This window comes from Termitidicoccus mucosus (genome assembly GCF_038725785.1).
GTDB classification, from domain to species: Bacteria; Verrucomicrobiota; Verrucomicrobiia; order Opitutales; family Opitutaceae; genus Termitidicoccus; species Termitidicoccus mucosus.
The window spans coordinates 2,792,187-2,810,393 of sequence record NZ_CP109796.1; the positions used below are offsets into that span (position 1 = coordinate 2,792,187).

An 18,207-nucleotide genomic window follows, 5' to 3' on the forward strand; every position below is an offset into this window, starting at 1 on the left:
CAAAGCCGGCAGGATGCCGGCGCTCCCAGTGGGCTGCCGCGCTCACGCAGCCCGCGTGGAACATTGATATTTTGAATTTTGAGATTTCGGGATTTTTTTGGGATTTGGGATTTTGGGATTTGGGATTTCCCTCCATTTCGATTCCAATCACCCAAAACCACCCGCACCACTTACCCGCCTCACCGCAATCCGCATCACCCAATGAAACTCCGCGACCGCATCCTCGCCCATCTCCGCTCGCCCGGCTACGCGCCCGTCGACCTCGCTGGCCTCGCCCGCGCGCTCGGCCTGAACAAAAAAGACCGCCGCTCGCTCGCCCATGAAGTCCGCCTCGGCCTCTCGCAAGGCGCCCTCGTTTATGTGAAGGGCGACCGCATCGCCCTCGCCGGCGACGACGACCTCGCCATCGGCCGCCTCATGTTTCGCGCCGGCGGCTCCGCCTACCTCATCCCCGACCCCGTGCCCGGCGCCGCCGAGGACGAGCCCGCCGTGCAAATCGCGCCCGAGGACACCGGGGTCGCGCTCCACGGCGACCGCGTCGCGGTGAAAGTCCTCGCCCGCATGAGCCGCCCCCGCAACGGCCGCGCGCCCGAGCCCACCGGCCGCGTCGTCCGCATCGAGGAGCGCGCCAACGAAACCGTCGTCGGCAATCTCCAGCGCATCCGCAACAAATACTACGTCAACGCCGACAATCCCCGCTTCTTCCACGAAATCGCCGTCGCCGACCCCGCCGCCTCCGGCCTCAAGCCCGTCCCCGCGCCCGGCGACAAAGTCGTGGTCAAACTCGCCGAGTGGACCTCCCGCCACAAAAACCTCGAGGGCGTCATCATCGAGCGCCTCGGCCAAACCTTCGAGCCCCGCGCCGAACTCGCGGGCATTTACCACAAATACAAGCTCGACCCGTCCTTCCCCGCCGACGTCGAACGCGAGGTCGCCGCCCTCCCCGACTCCGTCCATCCCCGCGAACTCTCCGGCCGGCTCGACTACCGCGAAGTCCCCACCCTTACCATCGACCCCGACGACGCCAAGGACTTCGACGATGCCCTCTCCATCGAGCCCCTCGACGACGGGGACGTCCGCGTCGGCATCCACATCGCCGACGTCGGCAACTACGTGCGCCCCGGCACCGCCCTCGACCGCGAGGCCAAGCGCCGCGGCAACTCCACCTACCTCGTCGGCACCGTCATCCCCATGCTGCCGCAAAAACTCTCCAACGGCCTCTGCTCCCTCGTCGAGGCGCAGGACCGCCTCTGCAAGGCCGTCTTCCTGGTATTCGATAAAAAAATACGCCTCAAGCACGCCTCCTTCGCCAATACCGTCATCCGCTCGCGCAAACGCCTCACCTACCGCCAGGCCTACGCCCTTCTCTTCGAAAACCGCCTCGACAAAATCCGCGCCCTCCCGCTCCCGCCCAAGCACCAGACCGGCTCCACCGGCCGCGCCCTCTCCGACCTCAGCGACCTCGAACTCGTCGATCTCCAAAGCTGGCTGCGCAAACTCTGGGCCATCGCCTCGAAACTCCGCCGCGCCCGCATGGCCGCCGGCTCCCTCGACCTCGACATGCCCGAGACCAAGGTCTTCGTCGATGAGCAAGGCTACGCCGACCGCCTCGAACTCATCGAGCACGACGAAAGCCACCAGCTCATCGAGGAATTCATGCTTGCCGCCAACGAAGCCGTCGCCCGCCTCACCCGCTCGCACCGCCTGCCGTCGCTCTACCGCGTGCACGACGAACCCGACGAGGACAAGCTCGATGAACTCCGCAAAACCCTCGCCATCGCCGGCGTCACCACCGGCGATCTCGCCGGCCACGAGGAAATGGCGAAACTCCTCGAAACCCTCTCCACCCATCCGCAAGGCCACCTGCTGCGCACGCAAATCCTGCGTTCCCTGAAAAAAGCCTGCTACCGCGGCACGCCCGACGGGCACTACGGCCTCGCCAAAAAAGACTACACCCACTTTACCTCGCCCATCCGCCGCTACTCCGACCTCGTCGTCCACCGCGTCCTCGACTACTACCTCGTCAAACACTCCGGCTACCCGGTGCCCGCCGGCGGACGCCTCCCCGCGCTCACTCCCGGCCAGATGGAATCCCTCGGCGAGCACCTCAGCCTCACCGAAACCAACTCCCAGGAAGCCGAGCGCGAAAGCGTGAAGATCAAGCAGCTCGAATTTTTCGAGCGTGAGCTCGCGAAGAAAACGAAAACCAAGTTCGAAGCCGTCATCACCGACATCCGCCAGCACGGTTTCTTCGTGGAGCTGGTCCAGTCGATGACCTTCGGTTTCGTCCCCATGAACACCCTCACCGACGACGACTATTACCCGAACAACACCAACACCCTCCTGACCGGAAGAAAAACCAAGCGCCGCCTCGCCACCGGCGGCCACATCGACGTCGTCGTGCACAAGGTCGATCGCTTCAAACGCCTCATCGACTTCCGCCTGCCGCCCAAGAAAGCCTGATATTAAAGTGGAGGGCCGAGCTCCCGCGAGGCCGTCGCGGTTGGACGCGACGTTTTCCGGCGACGGCCTCGCGGGAGCTCGGCCCTCCACAAGGATAAATTTCGTTCGGAATTGGGATCACCTGCCACTCGATACTTGTCACTTCTTTGAGTTGCCGTCTCCAGACCGCGCCTCTTCCATTTTCTCCCATGTCATCCATCCCGACCCAATTCACCGACGTCACCGTGCTGGCCAAGGCCAACACTTATTTCGACGGCAGCGTCGTCAGCCATACCATCATCCTGGCCGACGGCACCAAAAAAACCCTCGGGCTCATCCGTCCGGGCTCGTATCATTTCGGCACCGACGCCGCCGAGCGCATGGAACTCGTCGCCGGCTCCTGCCGTGTGACCTTGGACGGCCGGACCGACACCCGCGACCACGCCGCCGGCACCCACTTCGACGTCCCCGCCAAATCCGGTTTCACCATCGAGGTGAAGGCCGGGCTGGTCGAATACATCTGCTCCTACATTTCGTGAACCGGAGCGGCGGGCGCAGTGTTTTTTATTTAACCACGGAGTTCAGAGGGAGACTTTCTAAAATCAAATTCCCTTTCATTGCTCCGTGTTTCCGTGGATTGAATCCAATGGTTCGTTTTTATTTGACCACGGATAACACGGATTATCACGGATAAGAGAAAGAGTGGGAAACCGTTGGTTTTATCTGTGTTCATCCGTGAAATCCGTGGTTAGATTTAGTGGTTCGTTTTTTATAGCCACAAAGAGGCACAAAAGGCACAAAATTGAGTGATTGTTTTGTGCTTCTTGTGCATTTTTGTGGCTAATTTAATGGTTCCTTTCCTCGCGCCTTTTTCTCCTCGTTCCGCCTTCCACGCCGTGCCCGATCTTCAGCTCACCCTTCACACCACTTTTGGCTATCCGGAATTCCGTCCGCTCCAGCGCGAAATCATCGAGGCGTCGCTGGCGGGCCGCGACGTCTTCGCGCTGCTGCCGACCGGCGGCGGCAAGTCGATGTGCTACCAGCTGCCCGCGCTGCATCGCCCGGGGCTGACCGTGGTCGTGTCGCCGCTGATCGCGTTGATGAAGGACCAGGTTGACCAGCTCCAGGCGGCGGGCGTGGCGGCGACGTTTTTGAACTCGTCACTCGGGTCGGCGGAGGCGCGCTCGCGGCTCGCGGGGCTGCATCGCGGCGAGTGGCGGCTGCTCTACGTCGCGCCGGAGCGGCTCATGCTCGACGGCTGGCAGGAAAACCTGCGCGCCTGGAACGTCGCCGCGCTCGCCATCGACGAGGCGCATTGCGTGTCGGAATGGGGCCATGATTTCCGCCCCGAATACCGCCAGCTGGCGGCGCTGCGCGACCTGCTGCCGGACGTGCCGGTGATGGCGCTCACCGCGACCGCGACCGAGCGCGTGCGCGAGGACATCGTGAAACACCTGCGGCTGCGCGAGCCGGAGTTGTTCGTCGCGAGCTTCAACCGCCCCAACCTCACCTACCGCGTGCAGCCGAAGGACGGGCCGCTGCAGCAGATCATCGTCTTCCTGAAAAACCGCGACGACGAGAGCGGCATCGTGTATTGCGCGACACGGGCGACGACGGAGCGCGTGGCCGAGGCGCTCGCGGCCCGCGGGTTTGCGGCGCGCGCCTACCACGCCGGCCTGACGGCGGAGGAACGCGCGCGCAACCAGGAGCTGTTTCTCCGCGACGAGGTGAAGATCATCTGCGCGACCATCGCCTTCGGCATGGGCATCAACAAACCCAACGTCCGCTGGGTCATTCACTACGACCTGCCGAAAAACATCGAAGGCTACTACCAGGAAACCGGGCGCGCCGGGCGCGACGGCCTGCCGGCGGACTGCCTGCTGCTCTTCAGCGGCGGCGACGCGGCGAAGCAGACGCATTTCATCGACGAGATCGCCGACGAGCACGAGCGCAACGTCGCCCGCGCGCAGCTCCGCCAGATGCTCCACTACGCGGAAAGCGCCGGGTGCCGGCGGCGCGAGTTGCTGGGCTATTTCGGCGAGGGTTTTCCAGCCGCTGGCGGCGGCTGCGGCGCGTGCGACAATTGCCTCGAACCGCGCGAGACCTACGACGGCACCGTCCTCGCGCAAAAATTCCTGTCCTGCGTTTATCGCGCGCGGCAGGCGAGCCGGTTCGGCGTGGGGCTGAACCACATCGTGGAAATCCTCACCGGGGCGGACACCGATAAAATCCGCCGCTGGGGCCACGACCGGCTGAGCACGTATGGCATCGGCCAGGAACTCCCGCGCGCGCAATGGGCGGCGGTGGGCCGCGAGTTGCTGCGGCTCGGCTACGCGGCGCAAAGCGAGGGCGAGTATCCGGTGCTGGAGCTGACGGCGGAGGGCCTGGAGTGGCTGCGCTCGCGCAAGCCCCTGATGCTCACGAAACCGATGCTGCTGCCCAAGGCGCGCAAGGTCGCGACCCGGCGCGAGGGCGACGTGGAATGCGACGAGATCCTCTTCGCGCAACTGCGCGCGCTGCGCAAGGAGCTGGCCGACGAACGCGGCGTGCCGGCGTATGTGATTTTTGGAGACAAGACGTTGCGCGAACTCGCGCGCGCCTATCCGGTGAGCGTCGCGGGGATGGAAGGCATCTTCGGCATCGGCGAAAGGAAACGCGAGGAGTTCGGCGAAATCTTCGCCCGCGAAATCGCCGGCTATTTGGAAACCAACTCGCGGATGAGCTTCAACTGAAGTTGAAGAGCGGCCTTCCCCCAATCGTTCTCGTTCTCTTACTCGTTCTCGAAACGTTGCGAAAAACAAAAAGAGAACGAGAACGAGTAATACCAATTATGAAAGAAAATCCTACTTTAGAAACCAAGCAATGCAGGGGCTTCGCTTGCGAAGCCCTTTGCCTTTGGGCAGTTGCCAAACCGGGCGTCGCAAGCGACGCCCCTACAAAAGACTGATTTTTGTTCGCAACTGGTATAAGAGAACGAGAACGATTTCTTGGGACGCCTCACCCCAGCGAATCCCGAAAAATTTTTCCCCGTTCAAGACGCGCGCGGACTTCGGGCCAGTCGCCGTGGTCGATCGCGGCGCGCAAGCCCGCAAGCCGCGCCTGAAACTGGTCGATGGCGTGCAAAACCTCGTCGCGATTCTGCTGGAAAATCTCGATCCACATGGTCGCGTCGCTCGCCGCGATGCGCGTGGTGTCGCGCAGACCCGCGCCGGCATGCTCGCGCCAGGCGGGATTTTTTTGCGCGAGCAAATCGCACAAATTCGTCGCGAGCGCCTGCGGCAGGTGGCTGATGTTGGCCACGATTTCATCATGCTGCGCGGGCGTGACGGAAACCGTCCTGCCGCCAAGCGCGCGCCAGAAATCCGTCACGATCCCGGCGGCCTGCGCGTCGGCGCCGTTCTCCGGCGTGACAAAACAGGTGCGCCCGGCGAACAGCTCCGCCGAGCCGTTTTCCCAGCCGGTCTTCTGGCTGCCGGCCATCGGATGCGAGCCGACGAAACGCGCATGCGGCGGCAGGGCGGCGCGACATTTCCGGCAAAGGCGGTTTTTCACGCTGCCCACGTCGGTGACGATCACGCCGTCCGGCAGCGCGGGCGCGATCTGGCGGGCGAGCTCGATGATCTTTTCCACCGGCGCGGCCAGCACGACGAGGTTCGCCGCGCGCACGGCCTCCTCCGGCGTTTCGGCCACGGCATCGCACCACGGCTGCGAGCGAAGCGCGTCGCGCACTTCCGGCCGGCGCGCCCAGATGACGATGCGCCGCGCCGCGCCGCGCGCCCGCGCCGCCATGGCGACGGACCCGCCGAGCAGTCCGGGGGCAAGAATGGCAAGTTGTTCAATCATGGGGAATGTTCCGGTGGCCGGTCTCACCGGCCGAGTTTCACGATGCGATCAAATTCCGCCTTCCCGAGCCGCATCACGGACAGGCGGCTTTGGCGGAGCAGCGCGATGCCGGCAAGCGCGGGCTCGGCCTTGATCCGGTCGAGCGTCACCGGCCTGGCGAGCGCGCGCACGGCCTTCAACTCGACCGCCGTCCAGTTTTCCCCGGCCCCGGCCGACGGATCTGGAAACGCCTCCCGGGCCACCTCGGCGATGCCGAGCACGGCCTTGGTCGTGACGCTCGCGTAGAAAAGCACGGCGTCGCCGGCGCGCATGGCGTTGAGATTGTTGCGGGCCTGGTAATTGCGGACGCCGTCCCACGTGGTGCGTCCGTCCTTCACAAACGTTTCCCACGCGTAGGACTCGGGTTCCTGTTTGACGAGCCAGTGTTGCATTGCACGAGACAAGTGTTGTTGTGGGCGGCACGCAACCATGGACAACACCCCTCCGCCCCCGCCCGAAGACGAAAAAAAAGCCGCGCGCGCCAAACTCGTGCTCTACGTCGTCATGGCCGTCTTCATCCTGCTGCCCCTCGCCCTGTATTTTCTGTCCGGCCAAGGGAAATAACCCGTATCCGTTCTTCAGGACGCGAATCAAAGTGGCGCCCCCCCCTCTGCCGGAATCTTTCCTCTTTATTCTTTCTCTTTCCTCTTTCTCCCGGCTCGCTCCTGACGAAAGGGGAAAGAGAAAGAATAAAGAAGAAAGATAGGATGACATCGCTTTGGGCAGCCTTTCCCACTGTTCTTCCTGCCACTTGATACTTGTCCCCTTGCCACTTCCCCGCCTTCGGCGGGGCCCGGTATTGGTGGAGCAGACCGGGATCAAACCGGCGACCTCGTCGTTGCGAACGACGCGCTCTATCAACTGAGCTACTGCCCCATGCAGGGCCGGACGTTGTGATGGAAACGGCGGCGTTAGTAAACACCAATTTTCCGGCGATCGGCTGATTGATGGAAACAGCCACGGCCCGGACCGCTGCAAGGCGATGGCAACAACTCCGTGTGAGAAAAACTATTGCGAAAAAATCCAGCGGCTTGATAACTGCTAGGGTCGGGAGAGTTCAAAACTTGGACGGAGACACACACCATGAAGAAAACGACCAACAAAGCCAAAGCTACCCCAGCGACGCCGGCGCCCGTCCCGGCGAAAAAGGCAGCAAAAAAAACCGTGGCCCCCAAGGCCAAAACCAGTCCGCGCATCACCGCCGCGGCAGCGAAAGCAGTGGCACCCGTTGCAAAAAAACCGGCGGAAGCCAAACGCCCGGTCGTCACCACCATCGTCGCCAACATCGACATCGGCTTCGGCAACACGCTCTATGTCCGCGGCGAAGGCGGAGGGCTGAACTGGGAAACCGGCGTGGCGCTCGATTGCGTGGCCGACGACAAATGGACGATCTCGCTCAGCGACGCCGCCAGCCCCGTGGTCTTCAAGCTCCTCGTCAACGACCTCGTCTGGTCGGTCGGCGAAAACCACACCGTGCCGCCCGGCGGCGAACTGGCGGTCTCGCCCGTGTTCCCGAGCTGGTGAAGGCGTCCGCGGCGCGCGGCCGGCCTCACACCACCGCGCGTTCCGCGGTCCCTGATTCGACACCATCGGGGCTGATGGCGAGAAGACGGAGGCGAAGCATACCGGCGGCGCCCGCCTCGCGCGCGCCCAGCTCGCTTGCGGGCACCAGCATGCAGTAAATCCGTATCCGTGAAAACGGACGCGGCAGATAAAACCGGTCCCAACTCCGCAGCCGCCAAGCCGACTCGAACGCCTGCCCGAGCAACAGCACGGGCGCTCCCACACGACGCGCGACGATGAGGCCGCCGCCCTTGAAATCATGCAGCGGCCCGCGCGGACCGTCAGGCGTGATGCCGATGTCGTGCCCCTCGCGCATCACCCGCACCAGCGCGCTCACCGAGCCGCGGGGATTGTGCGTGGACGAACCGCGCACGGTCTTGATGCCGACAAAGTCAAAAAATTCCGCCAGCCACGCGCCGTCCTTGCTTCCGCTCACCAGCCCGTAAATGGAACGCGGGCGGCGATGGCGCTTGTAAATTTCGCCGATGACGAAGAGCCGGTTGTGCCAGAAAATGATCGCGAGCGGCTCGTCGTTTTTTTCGAGATGGCGGCGCGCCTCCGCCGACAACTCGATGCGCAGCGTGGCCGTCCAAAGCCGGATCACCACGCTGAGCGGCCAGAGGAAAAAACGCCGCCAGCCCGTGATGCGGTGGACCGCGTCACTCCCCTCGCCTTCGGCATCATCCTGCGGCTGGAGGGCAGGATTCTTCGTAATGGTTGCGTAATGTTTGTTCAACGGGGCGCAAAGCTGAGACGTTTCGGTCGGAAGGCCAAGCCAGAGGTTTGGGGAAGAAAGCAAAATCCATCCCGTCATCCAAATGCCCCAAAAAACGATGTTCCCAACGCCAGCGATGCCCTGCGCTACGCGTGCTGCGGCGCGAGACCGTTTCCGCACCATTTTCAGGCCTGCCAAGGTAAGGCGAGGCGTCCCGCCGAGCCTGGCATAGGGCTGGAAAATGCCGCCGCCAGCCAGCCGGAGGCCCTGCCCAATACAACCCTGCCCAACACAAACAAGCGAACGGGATGCCAAGGGCATCCCGTTCGCTTGTTTGTGTTGGGCAATTCATCGTAAAAGTGGGATGCAGGCAAACTAACGGCTCGCCGGAGGAACGGCGCGCCGCGAGCGTCGCACGATGGATGAAACGGCGCGAAAGCTGCGGGTCACGCGGGGCGGACTGCTCGCCCGCGGGTTGACGAACCGATGCCCGAACTGCGGCGGACGGACATTGTTCAGGGCGGGACGCGTGTTTGAACTGAACACGGCGTGCCCGCGTTGCGGGCTGGAGCTGGAGCGCGACGAGGGATTTTTTCTTGGGTCGCTGTCGTTGAACTATGGCGTGACCATTGTCGGCTTTCTCGTGCCGGTGACCGTGCTCTGGCTTTGCGGCGTGCTTTCCGGACGCGCCGCCGCGGTGCTGGCCGTGGCGGGCGGAGTCTTGTTTCCCGCGCTGTTTTATCGCGCGTCACGCAGTTGGTGGCTGATGTTGTATTATCTGTTTTTGCCGCGGCATCTGCCGGCAAACCGGGGAGGCGAGCGGCAGGATGGGGATGGGAATGATTGAGGCCGTACACTGGGCGCGCGGGCACCGTCTCGCGCAAACGTCACACGCCTCCCGCTTGACACTCCGCTTTCCGGATACTAGCAGAACGTCCCGACATGGAGGCCGTGCTTGAACAACCGGTGCTGGTCCTCAACCGTCTCTGGCAGGCGGTGAATGTGATCGGTGCAAAACGCGCCTTCGCGCTCCTCGCGCGAGGACACGCCTCCGTCGTCCATCATCAGGACGATGACTTTCACGTCTTCAGCATGCTGGACTGGCTGGATTTTTCGCACAACAACCCGCCGGTCGAGACCATGGAGATGGTGCGCACGCCCAGCCGGCTCATCCGCCTGCCGCGCGTGATCCTGCTCACGTTTTTCGACAAGCTGCCCTGCAAGGAACTGAAGCTCACGCGCAACAATGTCTTCGAGCGCGACAAGAACCAGTGCCAGTATTGCGCGCGCGTTTTCCCGCGCGAGGAGCTGAACCTGGACCACGTCATCCCGCGCCATCACGGCGGACGCACCACGTGGGAAAACATCGTCTGCTCCTGCATCCGCTGCAACACCCGCAAGGCCAACCGCCTCCCGCACGACGCGGGCATGCGCCTCATCCGCAAGCCGGCCAAGCCGAAATGGCGCCCGGTCATCAGCCTCGTGCTCAACACGCACCACCGCGCGATGTGGAAGGATTTCCTCGATGTCGCCTACTGGAACGTCGAACTGGAAGAGTGACCCCAAGATCCGGCTCTCCAGTCGCAAATCCGGTTTTCGAGGGATGCCCGCCTGAACGGATTCCCGGGACAATCCCTGCGCACACAAAAAAACCGCAACCCGGTGCGGGTCGCGGTTGGAAAGGGAGCTTGGCTTGAAGCCGCGCGGACTCAGACCACTTTCTCGACGAGGCCGGCCTTGATGGCCTTCACCGAGACGAGCACGCGCTTGGTGCCGCCGTTTTCTGTCTTGATGCGAATGCGCTGGAGATTCGGGCGGAATTTGCGACGGGTGATGCTCGTCACGTGCGTGCCGATGCCTCCGCTCTTCTTGCTTTGTCCCTTGCGGTTGATTCGGTTGCCCGTGACAGGGCGCTTGCCGGTGATTGCACAAATTCTGGCCATGACTTTGAGTTGGTTAAAAGGTGAAAAGGGGCATGAGTAAACGTCCGCGCCTTTGCGATGCAAGGGGAATTTTCAAGAATGGCCTGCGGGAAGAGCAAACAGTGATCGGCGAAGGATCGGCAAGCGCGGAAAATATCCGGAGTCGGTCGCCGACGATTTGCCTGCGGAAATGACGCTGCATTTGTCGGTCTCGCCAAACCTGCGGCCAAAACAGGGCGGCGCTGGCCAGACTGGGTGTGCCGCCAAAAGGAGGGGATTGTTCGCTTATCTCCGATAGTCAGCAAATGCAGCTCTGCAAACGGAATGGCGGCAAGCATACCCGAGTTACTTGGGCAGCATGCATTGTATTTGATTTATGGATGCAATCGGAAAAAAGATAGCTAAACACAATGATACTCTATTAAATCATAATTAATTGTTTATAAATAAGATATGATATATTCATATGGAACTATATTATGATTATGAGATTCTTTCTCGAAAAATTTATTGACCAAGCATTCTCCCAAGCGCATGAGACCTGATTTCATTTATGGGCTCAATTCTCGCCTTTCCCTATGACCAGCAATCATAAATCCATAAAAACGACGCATAATAAATTGAATTGCAGCATGTTCTGTAAAATATTTCCACGCCTGCACCTTCTGACGCCCGCCGCCGTGCTGGCGTCGTTGATTTTTTCCGGTGCGCATCAGACACTCCCCGCCCAAGCGGTTTCCGATCAGACATCCGTGGCCACGGCCAGCGGCACAGTCTCGCCCGCGGTTCCGGCAACCTCGAAGGACCGTGCGGACAAACGGCGGGTTCGCCGCGCCCGCGCGGCCCATGAGGAGGCCGCATCAAGGGACAACTTGGTCCAGCTCGACAAATTCGTCGTCACTGCGTCGGGTTTCGAGCAAACCCTTGCCAACTCACCTGCCAGCATCTCGGTGGTCAGCAAAGTGGAACTGGAGGCCAGACCTTTTGTGACCTTGGTCGATGCGGTCAAAGACATGCCGGGCGTCACCGTCACCAATAGCAAGTCCGGGAACGACATCAGCCTGCGCGGCATGGCCTCCGACTACACGCTGATCCTTGTGGACGGCAAACGGCAAAACTCGCGCCAGATGCGCCCCAACGGTTTTGGCGAGGCCGAGACCGGTTTTTCCCCCCCGCTCGGCGCGATTGAGCGGATCGAGCTGGTGCGCGGCCCCATGTCCACGCTCTATGGCTCCGACGCGATGGGCGGCGTGGTCAACATCATCACCCGCAAGGTCGCGAGCGAATGGGGCGGCTCGCTCGGCGGCAACTACACCGCACAGTTCGACGACCGGCTCGGCGACGAATCCTCCGGCGACATCTATGCAAACGGGCCGCTGCTCCAAAACAAACTCGGGCTGGCGGTGTTTGGCCGCTATTACCACCGCGACGAAGACGACCTCGCCGTCGCCGGAAACAGCCCCGGCCGCCGCGGCGCCCGCAAGGCCGACACCAGCACCATCGGCGCGCGCCTCTCCTACACGCCCTCGCCGGCGCACGATATCATCCTGGAGGGCGGCGCCAGCCGCCAGCGCGTCGAGGGCACGCCGGGCAAGACCGGCACCGTGGGCAGCACCACGACATCGGACAGCCCCTACGACCCCGTGCTGCGCTTCAACCGCGATTACGCCTCGCTCTCGCACACCGGGCGCTGGGCCATCGGCACCTCGGACATCGCGGTGCACTACGAGGACGCCGAGACACTCGGCCGCAATGTCTCCATCGTGAAATCCGGCACGACCACCAAATACACCGTGCCGCGCACCCTCGAAATCCAAAATCTGGTCGCCGACGCGAAAATGCACATGCCGCTCCCGAAAAACAACCTCACCTTCGGCGGCCAGTATATCGACAGCGAGGGCAAGGACGGCGTCGCCTACGATGTCGACCACCCGCGGCCCGACGGCACCTATCCGCTCAAAACCCTTTCCATGCGGCAATTCTCCTTCTTCGCCGAGGACGAGTTCCGCATCCTCGAATCCCTCGCCCTCACCGGCGGCGTGCGCTACGATCACCACGACTCGTTTGGCGGCCAGGTCAGCCCCCGCGGCTATCTCGTCTGGAACACCACCAAATACCTCACCCTGAAAGGCGGCGTGAGCACCGGCTTCAAAACCCCCACGCTCACGCAAACCACGGCGGGGCTCTCCGGCATCGGCGGGCAGGGCACGCTCCCGCTTCTCGGCAACCCCGACCTCAAGCCGGAGACGAGCACGAATTACGAGGCGGGAGTCTCCCTTGTAATCAACCACACGCTCAACCTCACGTTCACCGGTTTTTATAACAAGTTTGATGACAAGATCGGCAGCAAGACCGTCCTGCGCGGCTCGGATGAGTTCAATAAATACCTCGACCCGGACGCATGGAGCAGGGACGGCAGCATGTCCATCAACATCGACACCGCCGAGACCAGGGGCTTCGAAGCCGGCGGCTCATATCGCTTTCTCAAAAACTGGAAAATCAGCGGCAATTATACTTTTGTCGAGTCCGAGCAGACCAGCGGAGCGAACAAGGGGAAACCGCTGAATGCCATGCCCAAGCATCATGCAAACGGCACCCTGGGCTGGGACGTCACCCCGGATGTCAGCGCGTGGGTGCGCGGCGCCTGGTATGGCACGCAATGGCGGGACGTGGGCGATGATTACAAGGCCTACGCGCTCTTCGATATCGGGGCGGCCTGGAGCATCAACCCGTGGGTGAAACTCAATGTCGGCATATATAATCTCTTCAACAAGGAGCTTCACGACACCGACATCTACAGCACGATTTCCGACAACCGCCGCCTGTGGGCCGGATTGAATATTAATTTCTGACGCGCCGTCCCGCGCGTCGGAGTTGCCATAATGGGCGCCCGGAAACCACTCCGGGCGCCCCTTCCTTTTTCAGGATATGGCCTTGGACTGCCGCGTCGAACGCAAATTGAGCAGATGCCGCACGCGCTCGGTCAGGTCCCGCGGGCTGAACGGCTTGGTCATGTAATCGAGCGCGCCGAGCTCCAGCCCGAGTTCGCGCGTATCGGTGGTTGACCAGGCCGAGACAATCACGATGGGGATCGTCGCCGTGTCCGGCGTGCGGCGCAGGATTTCGCACACGCCGAAACCGTCGATGTCGGGCAGCATGAGATCGAGCAGGATCAAATCCGGCCGGCGCGCCTGCACGGCATCCAACGCCTCGCGCCCGCTGGCGGCGGTGGTTACTTCGTAGCCGGCGCGGGTGAGATGAAAGCTGACGAGATCGGTGATATCGCTCTCGTCATCGACGCTGAGAATCATGGCGGACACGCTCCTAAGAAACACCCGCCGGATGACGCGCATATGACGTTTGTGTGACGAAGCGGTGAAAACACCGGTGAGCCCCGATCCGCGCCGCCCGGGATGGCGGGAGCCTTTTTTCATTTTTCTGGCAAGAAGACGGAACCTTTTCTGGCCGTTCATTTCACATCGGATCATTTTCCCTCCCAACCGTCATTTTCTCCGGCCTCCATGGCTCTCTTTCCTCCACCTCCGCTTCCTCCCGTGCCGCATCCCGTGGGCGATTCCGTGCATGTCGGCGCCACCAACTCAGGGGACTTGCTGCGCTACACGCAATGGGAGCGCCGCATCTTTCGCGCGCCCGATCTGACCCTGCCCACGCCCGCGCAGTTTGCATCGGAAGTGCCGTTTACCGTCCAGTTTCGCGGAACCATGCCTGATCGCAAGGGGACCGCCTGAACCAACCCGGCGCCTGCGTGCGCCGACCTGACCTCGACACCGCTGTCCTTCCGGACCGGTGTCGTTTTATTTGCCTTGGGTTCAGCTTTCTGGAGCTGGGATGGAGCGGCGACGCGCCCTTTCGAGCTGCGGGCTGGCGGGACGCCGCCGCTCCGATGACTTGTCCCGCGGTTTCATACCATTTCGCATTCAAACGTATAATAAGGGAGGGACGACCTCCGTGTCGTCCTTTCGCTCCGAAGCGGACGACACGGAGGTCGTCCCTCCAAAAGCCCATGGTTATAATATTTTCGATTAACATTGGCGCGGCAGTGCGGTAGGGCGAAGCCTCCGGCTGAGCCGCGGCTCGGCGGGGACGCCTCGCCCTACCATTTGCGCCAATGTTGAGAGAAATACTATATACGTTTGAATGCGAAATGGCCTCACATCGTTCGCGCGCCGGCCGCTTGCTCCGCCTGCAACACATCGCGCCACAGCAGTGCCTCGCCCCTCAGGGCGTGGGTTTCCAGCATGGCAAAAATTTCCGTCTCCGCCGGTTCCTCGACGACGTGCCGCGGGTCGCCCGGCAGGCGCGGCATGATGGCGCGGGTGATCGCCCAGCAGGCCCAGGCGCGCCAGCGGCGCTGCTCGCGCCGCGGCTCGTTCATGCGCCCCGCGTAGTGCTGGAAATGCACCCGCGGATTGCCGATGAACACTTCGGGCGGCGCGTGCCGCAGCATCCAGGCGAGCGCCGCGTAGGGCACGGGGCTCGCGCGCAGCACCGGTTCATCGCCGCGCAAATCGGCCCCCATCGCGCGGTCGAGGCAGAGGATTGCCCGCGCCGCGAGCCGGCGCCGCCAGAGATGGTGCGCGTATTTGAGCATCGTGGCGTAGAACAATGGGCCGCGGCCGGAACCGTGCATGGCGAGATCGCGCCAGTCCATTTGTCCGCGCGGTTCGGGCAGATGCGGGCAGCGCGGCAGCGGCGGGAGGGATGCGGGCATGCGGTTTTCGTTGTCAGGTTATATATATCGCAGCCGGATTGGCCGGTTTAAAATACACCGGGCTCTTTCTGGAATGTAACCTATTGGGCTACATTCCACCGTCCGCAGTGCCATGCACGACCGCCCCGCGGGGTTCGTCCCTCCTCCAAAGGCCAATCCTTTCGAAGCGTCGGCATTGATGATATAATATAGTGTTTTCATTTAATATTGGCGCGGCAGCGCCGGTAGGGCGAAGCCTCCGGCTGAGCCGCGGCTCGGCGGGGACGCCTCGCCCTACCTTTTGGGACAAGGTTGAGAGAAAATACTATATGCGATGCGCCCCGCACCCCTCACATGCTGTCGAAATCGATCAATATGTCGCGGGGGCTGGAGCCGTTTTCGGGGCCGACGATGCCGTTTTCCTCCATCTGGTCCATGATGCGGGCGGCGCGGTTGTAGCCGATACGAAGGCGGCGCTGCAACGTGGAGGTCGAGGCGCGGCGGGTGGTCTTTATTATTTCAAAGGCGCGTTTATATAATTTCTCCTCCTCGCTCAGGCCCTTGTAGTCCTCGCCGTCCTCGTCGTCCATGTCGGCGGCGGCCTCGTCGTCGATGGTTTCCTGCACGTCCTGCGCGTATTGCGGCGGGCCGTTGCGCTTCAGGTATTCGACGAAGGCGGCGACTTCCTCGTCGGAGACAAACGCGCCTTGCGCGCGCACGAGGCGCGAGGTGCCGGGGGGCGTGAAGAGCATGTCGCCGCGGCCGATGAGCGTGTCGGCGCCCTTGCCGTCGAGGATGGTGCGCGAATCGACTTGCGAGGCGACCTGGAAGGCGATGCGCGAGGGGAGATTGGCCTTGATGATGCCGGTGATGACGTTGACCGACGGGCGCTGGGTGGCGATGATGAGGTGGATGCCGGCGGCGCGGGCGAGCTGGGCGAGGCGGGCGACGCTGGTTTCGATCTCGGCGGCGGCGACCATCATGAGGTCGGCAAGTTCGTCGATGATGATGACGATGTAGGGGAGGTGGTCGGGAATTTCGCCTAGCTCGTCGTCGATGCCCTGGAGTTCGGCCTGGCCGTCCCCGGCGCCGGGGGCGGAGGGCGCGACGGGAAAATCGGGGGCGGGGGTTTTCTTGCGATGGTTGAAGCCGCTGATGTTGCGCACGCCGACCTTGCCGAACATTTTGTAGCGTTTCTCCATTTCGGCGAGCAGCCATTTGAGCGCGGAAGGGACTTTCTTCGGCTCGGTGACCACGGGGATGAGCATGTGGGGGAGCGTGTTGAAAATTTTCAACTCGACCACCTTCGGATCGACCATGATGAGGCGGATGTCCTTGGGGCTCTTGCGATAAACAATGGAGGCGATGATGGAGTTGATGCAGACGGACTTGCCCGAGCCGGTGGCGCCGGCGATGAGCAGGTGGGGCATGCGGGTGAGGTCCGAGATGAGGGGGCGCCCGGAGACGTCCTTGCCGAGGGCGATGGGGATTTCGGCCTTCGCGCCGACCCAATCCACGGATTCGAGGATGTCGCGCATGCCCACGGGCGCGGGCACGCGGTTGGGCATCTCGATGCCGACGGCGGCCTTGCCGGGGATGGGCGCGAGGATGCGCACGGACTGGGCGCGGAGGTTGAGGGCGATGTTTTTGTCGAGGTTGGCGATTTTCTCGACGCGCACGCCGGGCGCGGGGACGACTTCGTAGCAAGTGATGACGGGGCCGACGTGAATCTCGCCGGCGCTGACGGTGACGCCAAATTCGCCGAGGACGCGCACGAGGGAGTCCATGTTGTGCTTGTATTCGTCGTCGCTGTCGCCGGTGGTGTCGCTGGAATGATCGACGAGGAGGGTGAGCGGCGGGAACTGGTAGTTTTCCTCGACGAGCGGGATGGCCGGGGTCTTGGCCTTTTTGGTTTCCTCGGGTTTGACGATGGCGGGGCCGCCGGGCGCGGGGGTGGCGGGGCCGCGGTTGATCTTTGCCGGCGCGGGCTTGGCGCCGGCGGCAGCGGCGGCGTCGGCGGGATTGGCGCCGGCGATGGCAGCGGCGGCGCCAGTGGCGTCGGCGGGCGCGGGGGGGCTTGCGGTGTCCGGGCTTTTCAGGTCGGAAAGCGGATCGGGTTTGCCGGATTTGATGATGACAGGTTTTTGTTTGGCGGCGGCCTCGGCGGCCTTTTTCGCGGCGCGCTCGGCCTCGGCCGCCTCTTTTGTCTGGCGCCTGAGTTCGGCGCGCTCGGCGGCGGCGATGCGGCGGCGTTCGCGCCACGCGGCGAGGGCGATGGTGACTTTTTCGAACTCGGCGACGATGTCCTTCGTGAAGATAAAGGTGAGCGAGACGCAGTAGAGCGCGGCCAGCAGCAGGCCCGCGCCGAACACGCCGAGGCTGCTTTTCAGGAAATCGGTATAGACGAGTTCGCCGACCGCGCCGCCGAGCCGGTAGGGAAAATAGCGGCTCGGCTCCAGCTCCGCCATCGCGGCGATGCCCGAGCCGGCAAAAATGCAGCACAGCATCGCGATGAAACGCGCGATGGCGAGCAGGCGGGCGTTGCGCACGGAGACCCATGTCATCCAGAAGAGAAACACGGGCAGCAGCCACGTGCTCAGGCCGATGTAGGTGAAGGAAAGCGAGGAGATCTCCACGCCGACGGTGCCCACGAGGTTGCGCGGGGCGTAGGCGGTGTTGTCGCGCTGTTCGGGCGAATAATCGAGGAGCGCGACCGTAAGCAGCACGCCGATGAACAGGCACGCGAAGAACACACCCCAATGACGCGCGCGGCGCGGCGCGGCGAGGGCGGCGTTTTTGTTGCTGTTGTCGAATTTTACGGGCGCGGACTTGGCCATTTTGCGAGATTGGGCGGACAGGCGGCGGCTGACCTGGTTCGGAATTGCGAGCCCGCAAAATCGGGTTCGCGTCCGGGCGCGGTCAACGGCCAAATGCATTTTTCCAGAAATCCAGGCTGGCGGAAAGTTTTTAAG

General features: G+C 62.8%; 16 protein-coding genes and 1 tRNA gene. 9 read left to right on the forward strand and 8 right to left on the reverse strand.

Features of this window, described 5'->3' with window-relative positions; all coding sequences use genetic code 11:
• Nucleotides 1-201 precede the first annotated feature (201 nt).
• The 3 genes from OH491_RS09750 to recQ all read left to right on the forward strand — a co-directional run bounded on the left by OH491_RS09750 (nucleotide 202) and on the right by recQ (nucleotide 5,174).
• Complete coding sequence (locus OH491_RS09750) at nucleotides 202-2,463, forward strand: ribonuclease R family protein (protein WP_068771576.1); 2,262 nt, start codon at nucleotides 202-204, stop codon at nucleotides 2,461-2,463.
• 188 nt (nucleotides 2,464-2,651) lie between these two features.
• Nucleotides 2,652-2,981 carry a pyrimidine/purine nucleoside phosphorylase gene (locus OH491_RS09755; protein ID WP_068771575.1) on the forward strand — a complete coding sequence of 110 codons (330 nt, stop codon included), beginning with the start codon at nucleotides 2,652-2,654 and terminating at the stop codon, nucleotides 2,979-2,981.
• Nucleotides 2,982-3,338: 357 nt separating this feature from the next.
• A complete protein-coding gene (recQ, locus tag OH491_RS09760; protein ID WP_068771679.1) occupies nucleotides 3,339-5,174 on the forward strand; it encodes a DNA helicase RecQ in 1,836 nt (611 codons plus the stop codon).
• Nucleotides 5,175-5,439: 265 nt separating this feature from the next.
• On the opposite strand, the gene OH491_RS09765 is transcribed toward recQ, so the two are convergent.
• Nucleotides 5,440-6,285: a prephenate dehydrogenase gene (locus OH491_RS09765; protein ID WP_068771574.1), complete on the reverse strand. Its 846-nt coding sequence runs from the start codon at nucleotides 6,283-6,285 to the stop codon at nucleotides 5,440-5,442.
• A gap of 23 nt (nucleotides 6,286-6,308) precedes the next feature.
• Nucleotides 6,309-6,716 carry an EVE domain-containing protein gene (locus OH491_RS09770; protein ID WP_068771573.1) on the reverse strand — a complete coding sequence of 136 codons (408 nt, stop codon included), beginning with the start codon at nucleotides 6,714-6,716 and terminating at the stop codon, nucleotides 6,309-6,311.
• 37 nt (nucleotides 6,717-6,753) lie between these two features.
• Here OH491_RS09770 and OH491_RS09775 point away from each other — a divergent pair, with 37 nt between their 5' ends.
• Complete coding sequence (locus tag OH491_RS09775; protein ID WP_334319498.1) at nucleotides 6,754-6,888, forward strand: hypothetical protein; 135 nt, start codon at nucleotides 6,754-6,756, stop codon at nucleotides 6,886-6,888.
• A 236-nt stretch (nucleotides 6,889-7,124) separates the two neighbouring features.
• On the opposite strand, the gene OH491_RS09780 is transcribed toward OH491_RS09775, so the two are convergent.
• A tRNA-Ala gene (locus OH491_RS09780) sits at nucleotides 7,125-7,200 on the reverse strand.
• Nucleotides 7,201-7,488: 288 nt separating this feature from the next.
• Between OH491_RS09780 and OH491_RS09785 the strand changes: the two genes are divergently transcribed.
• Nucleotides 7,489-7,848, forward strand: coding sequence for a hypothetical protein (locus OH491_RS09785; RefSeq protein WP_145928948.1), 360 nt, complete (start codon nucleotides 7,489-7,491; stop codon nucleotides 7,846-7,848).
• 25 nt (nucleotides 7,849-7,873) lie between these two features.
• On the opposite strand, the gene OH491_RS09790 is transcribed toward OH491_RS09785, so the two are convergent.
• Entirely contained in the window at nucleotides 7,874-8,623 is a 750-nt protein-coding gene (locus tag OH491_RS09790; protein WP_334319497.1) for a lysophospholipid acyltransferase family protein, read from the reverse strand.
• Nucleotides 8,624-9,131: 508 nt separating this feature from the next.
• Between OH491_RS09790 and OH491_RS09795 the strand changes: the two genes are divergently transcribed.
• Both OH491_RS09795 and OH491_RS09800 read left to right on the forward strand, forming a co-directional pair.
• On the forward strand, nucleotides 9,132-9,449 hold the full coding sequence (locus OH491_RS09795; RefSeq protein ID WP_334319496.1) for a DUF983 domain-containing protein: 318 nt from the start codon (nucleotides 9,132-9,134) through the stop codon (nucleotides 9,447-9,449).
• A gap of 95 nt (nucleotides 9,450-9,544) precedes the next feature.
• Nucleotides 9,545-10,162 (forward strand): HNH endonuclease, encoded by a 618-nt coding sequence (locus OH491_RS09800; protein ID WP_068771570.1) that lies wholly within the window; start codon nucleotides 9,545-9,547, stop codon nucleotides 10,160-10,162.
• A gap of 149 nt (nucleotides 10,163-10,311) precedes the next feature.
• Here the strand turns inward: OH491_RS09800 and rpmB are convergent, their stop codons facing one another.
• The gene (rpmB, locus tag OH491_RS09805; RefSeq protein ID WP_068771677.1) at nucleotides 10,312-10,545 is read right to left on the reverse strand and encodes a 50S ribosomal protein L28; all 234 of its coding nucleotides are present in this window, start codon (nucleotides 10,543-10,545) and stop codon (nucleotides 10,312-10,314) included.
• Between the two features lie 611 nt (nucleotides 10,546-11,156).
• Between rpmB and OH491_RS09810 the strand changes: the two genes are divergently transcribed.
• Nucleotides 11,157-13,376, forward strand: a complete 2,220-nt coding sequence (locus OH491_RS09810) for a TonB-dependent receptor domain-containing protein (protein ID WP_334319495.1) — start codon at nucleotides 11,157-11,159, stop codon at nucleotides 13,374-13,376.
• A 69-nt stretch (nucleotides 13,377-13,445) separates the two neighbouring features.
• Here OH491_RS09810 and OH491_RS09815 read toward each other — a convergent pair whose 3' ends face one another.
• On the reverse strand, nucleotides 13,446-13,958 hold the full coding sequence (locus OH491_RS09815; RefSeq protein WP_334319494.1) for a response regulator: 513 nt from the start codon (nucleotides 13,956-13,958) through the stop codon (nucleotides 13,446-13,448).
• Nucleotides 13,959-14,045: 87 nt separating this feature from the next.
• On the opposite strand from OH491_RS09815, the gene OH491_RS09820 reads away from it, so the two are divergent.
• Nucleotides 14,046-14,273, forward strand: coding sequence for a hypothetical protein (locus OH491_RS09820; RefSeq protein ID WP_145928947.1), 228 nt, complete (start codon nucleotides 14,046-14,048; stop codon nucleotides 14,271-14,273).
• Between the two features lie 422 nt (nucleotides 14,274-14,695).
• Here the strand turns inward: OH491_RS09820 and OH491_RS09825 are convergent, their stop codons facing one another.
• Both OH491_RS09825 and OH491_RS09830 read right to left on the reverse strand, forming a co-directional pair.
• A complete protein-coding gene (locus tag OH491_RS09825; protein WP_334319493.1) occupies nucleotides 14,696-15,256 on the reverse strand; it encodes a hypothetical protein in 561 nt (186 codons plus the stop codon).
• 329 nt (nucleotides 15,257-15,585) lie between these two features.
• The gene (locus tag OH491_RS09830; protein WP_068771675.1) at nucleotides 15,586-18,072 is read right to left on the reverse strand and encodes a DNA translocase FtsK; all 2,487 of its coding nucleotides are present in this window, start codon (nucleotides 18,070-18,072) and stop codon (nucleotides 15,586-15,588) included.
• Nucleotides 18,073-18,207: the final 135 nt, after the last annotated feature.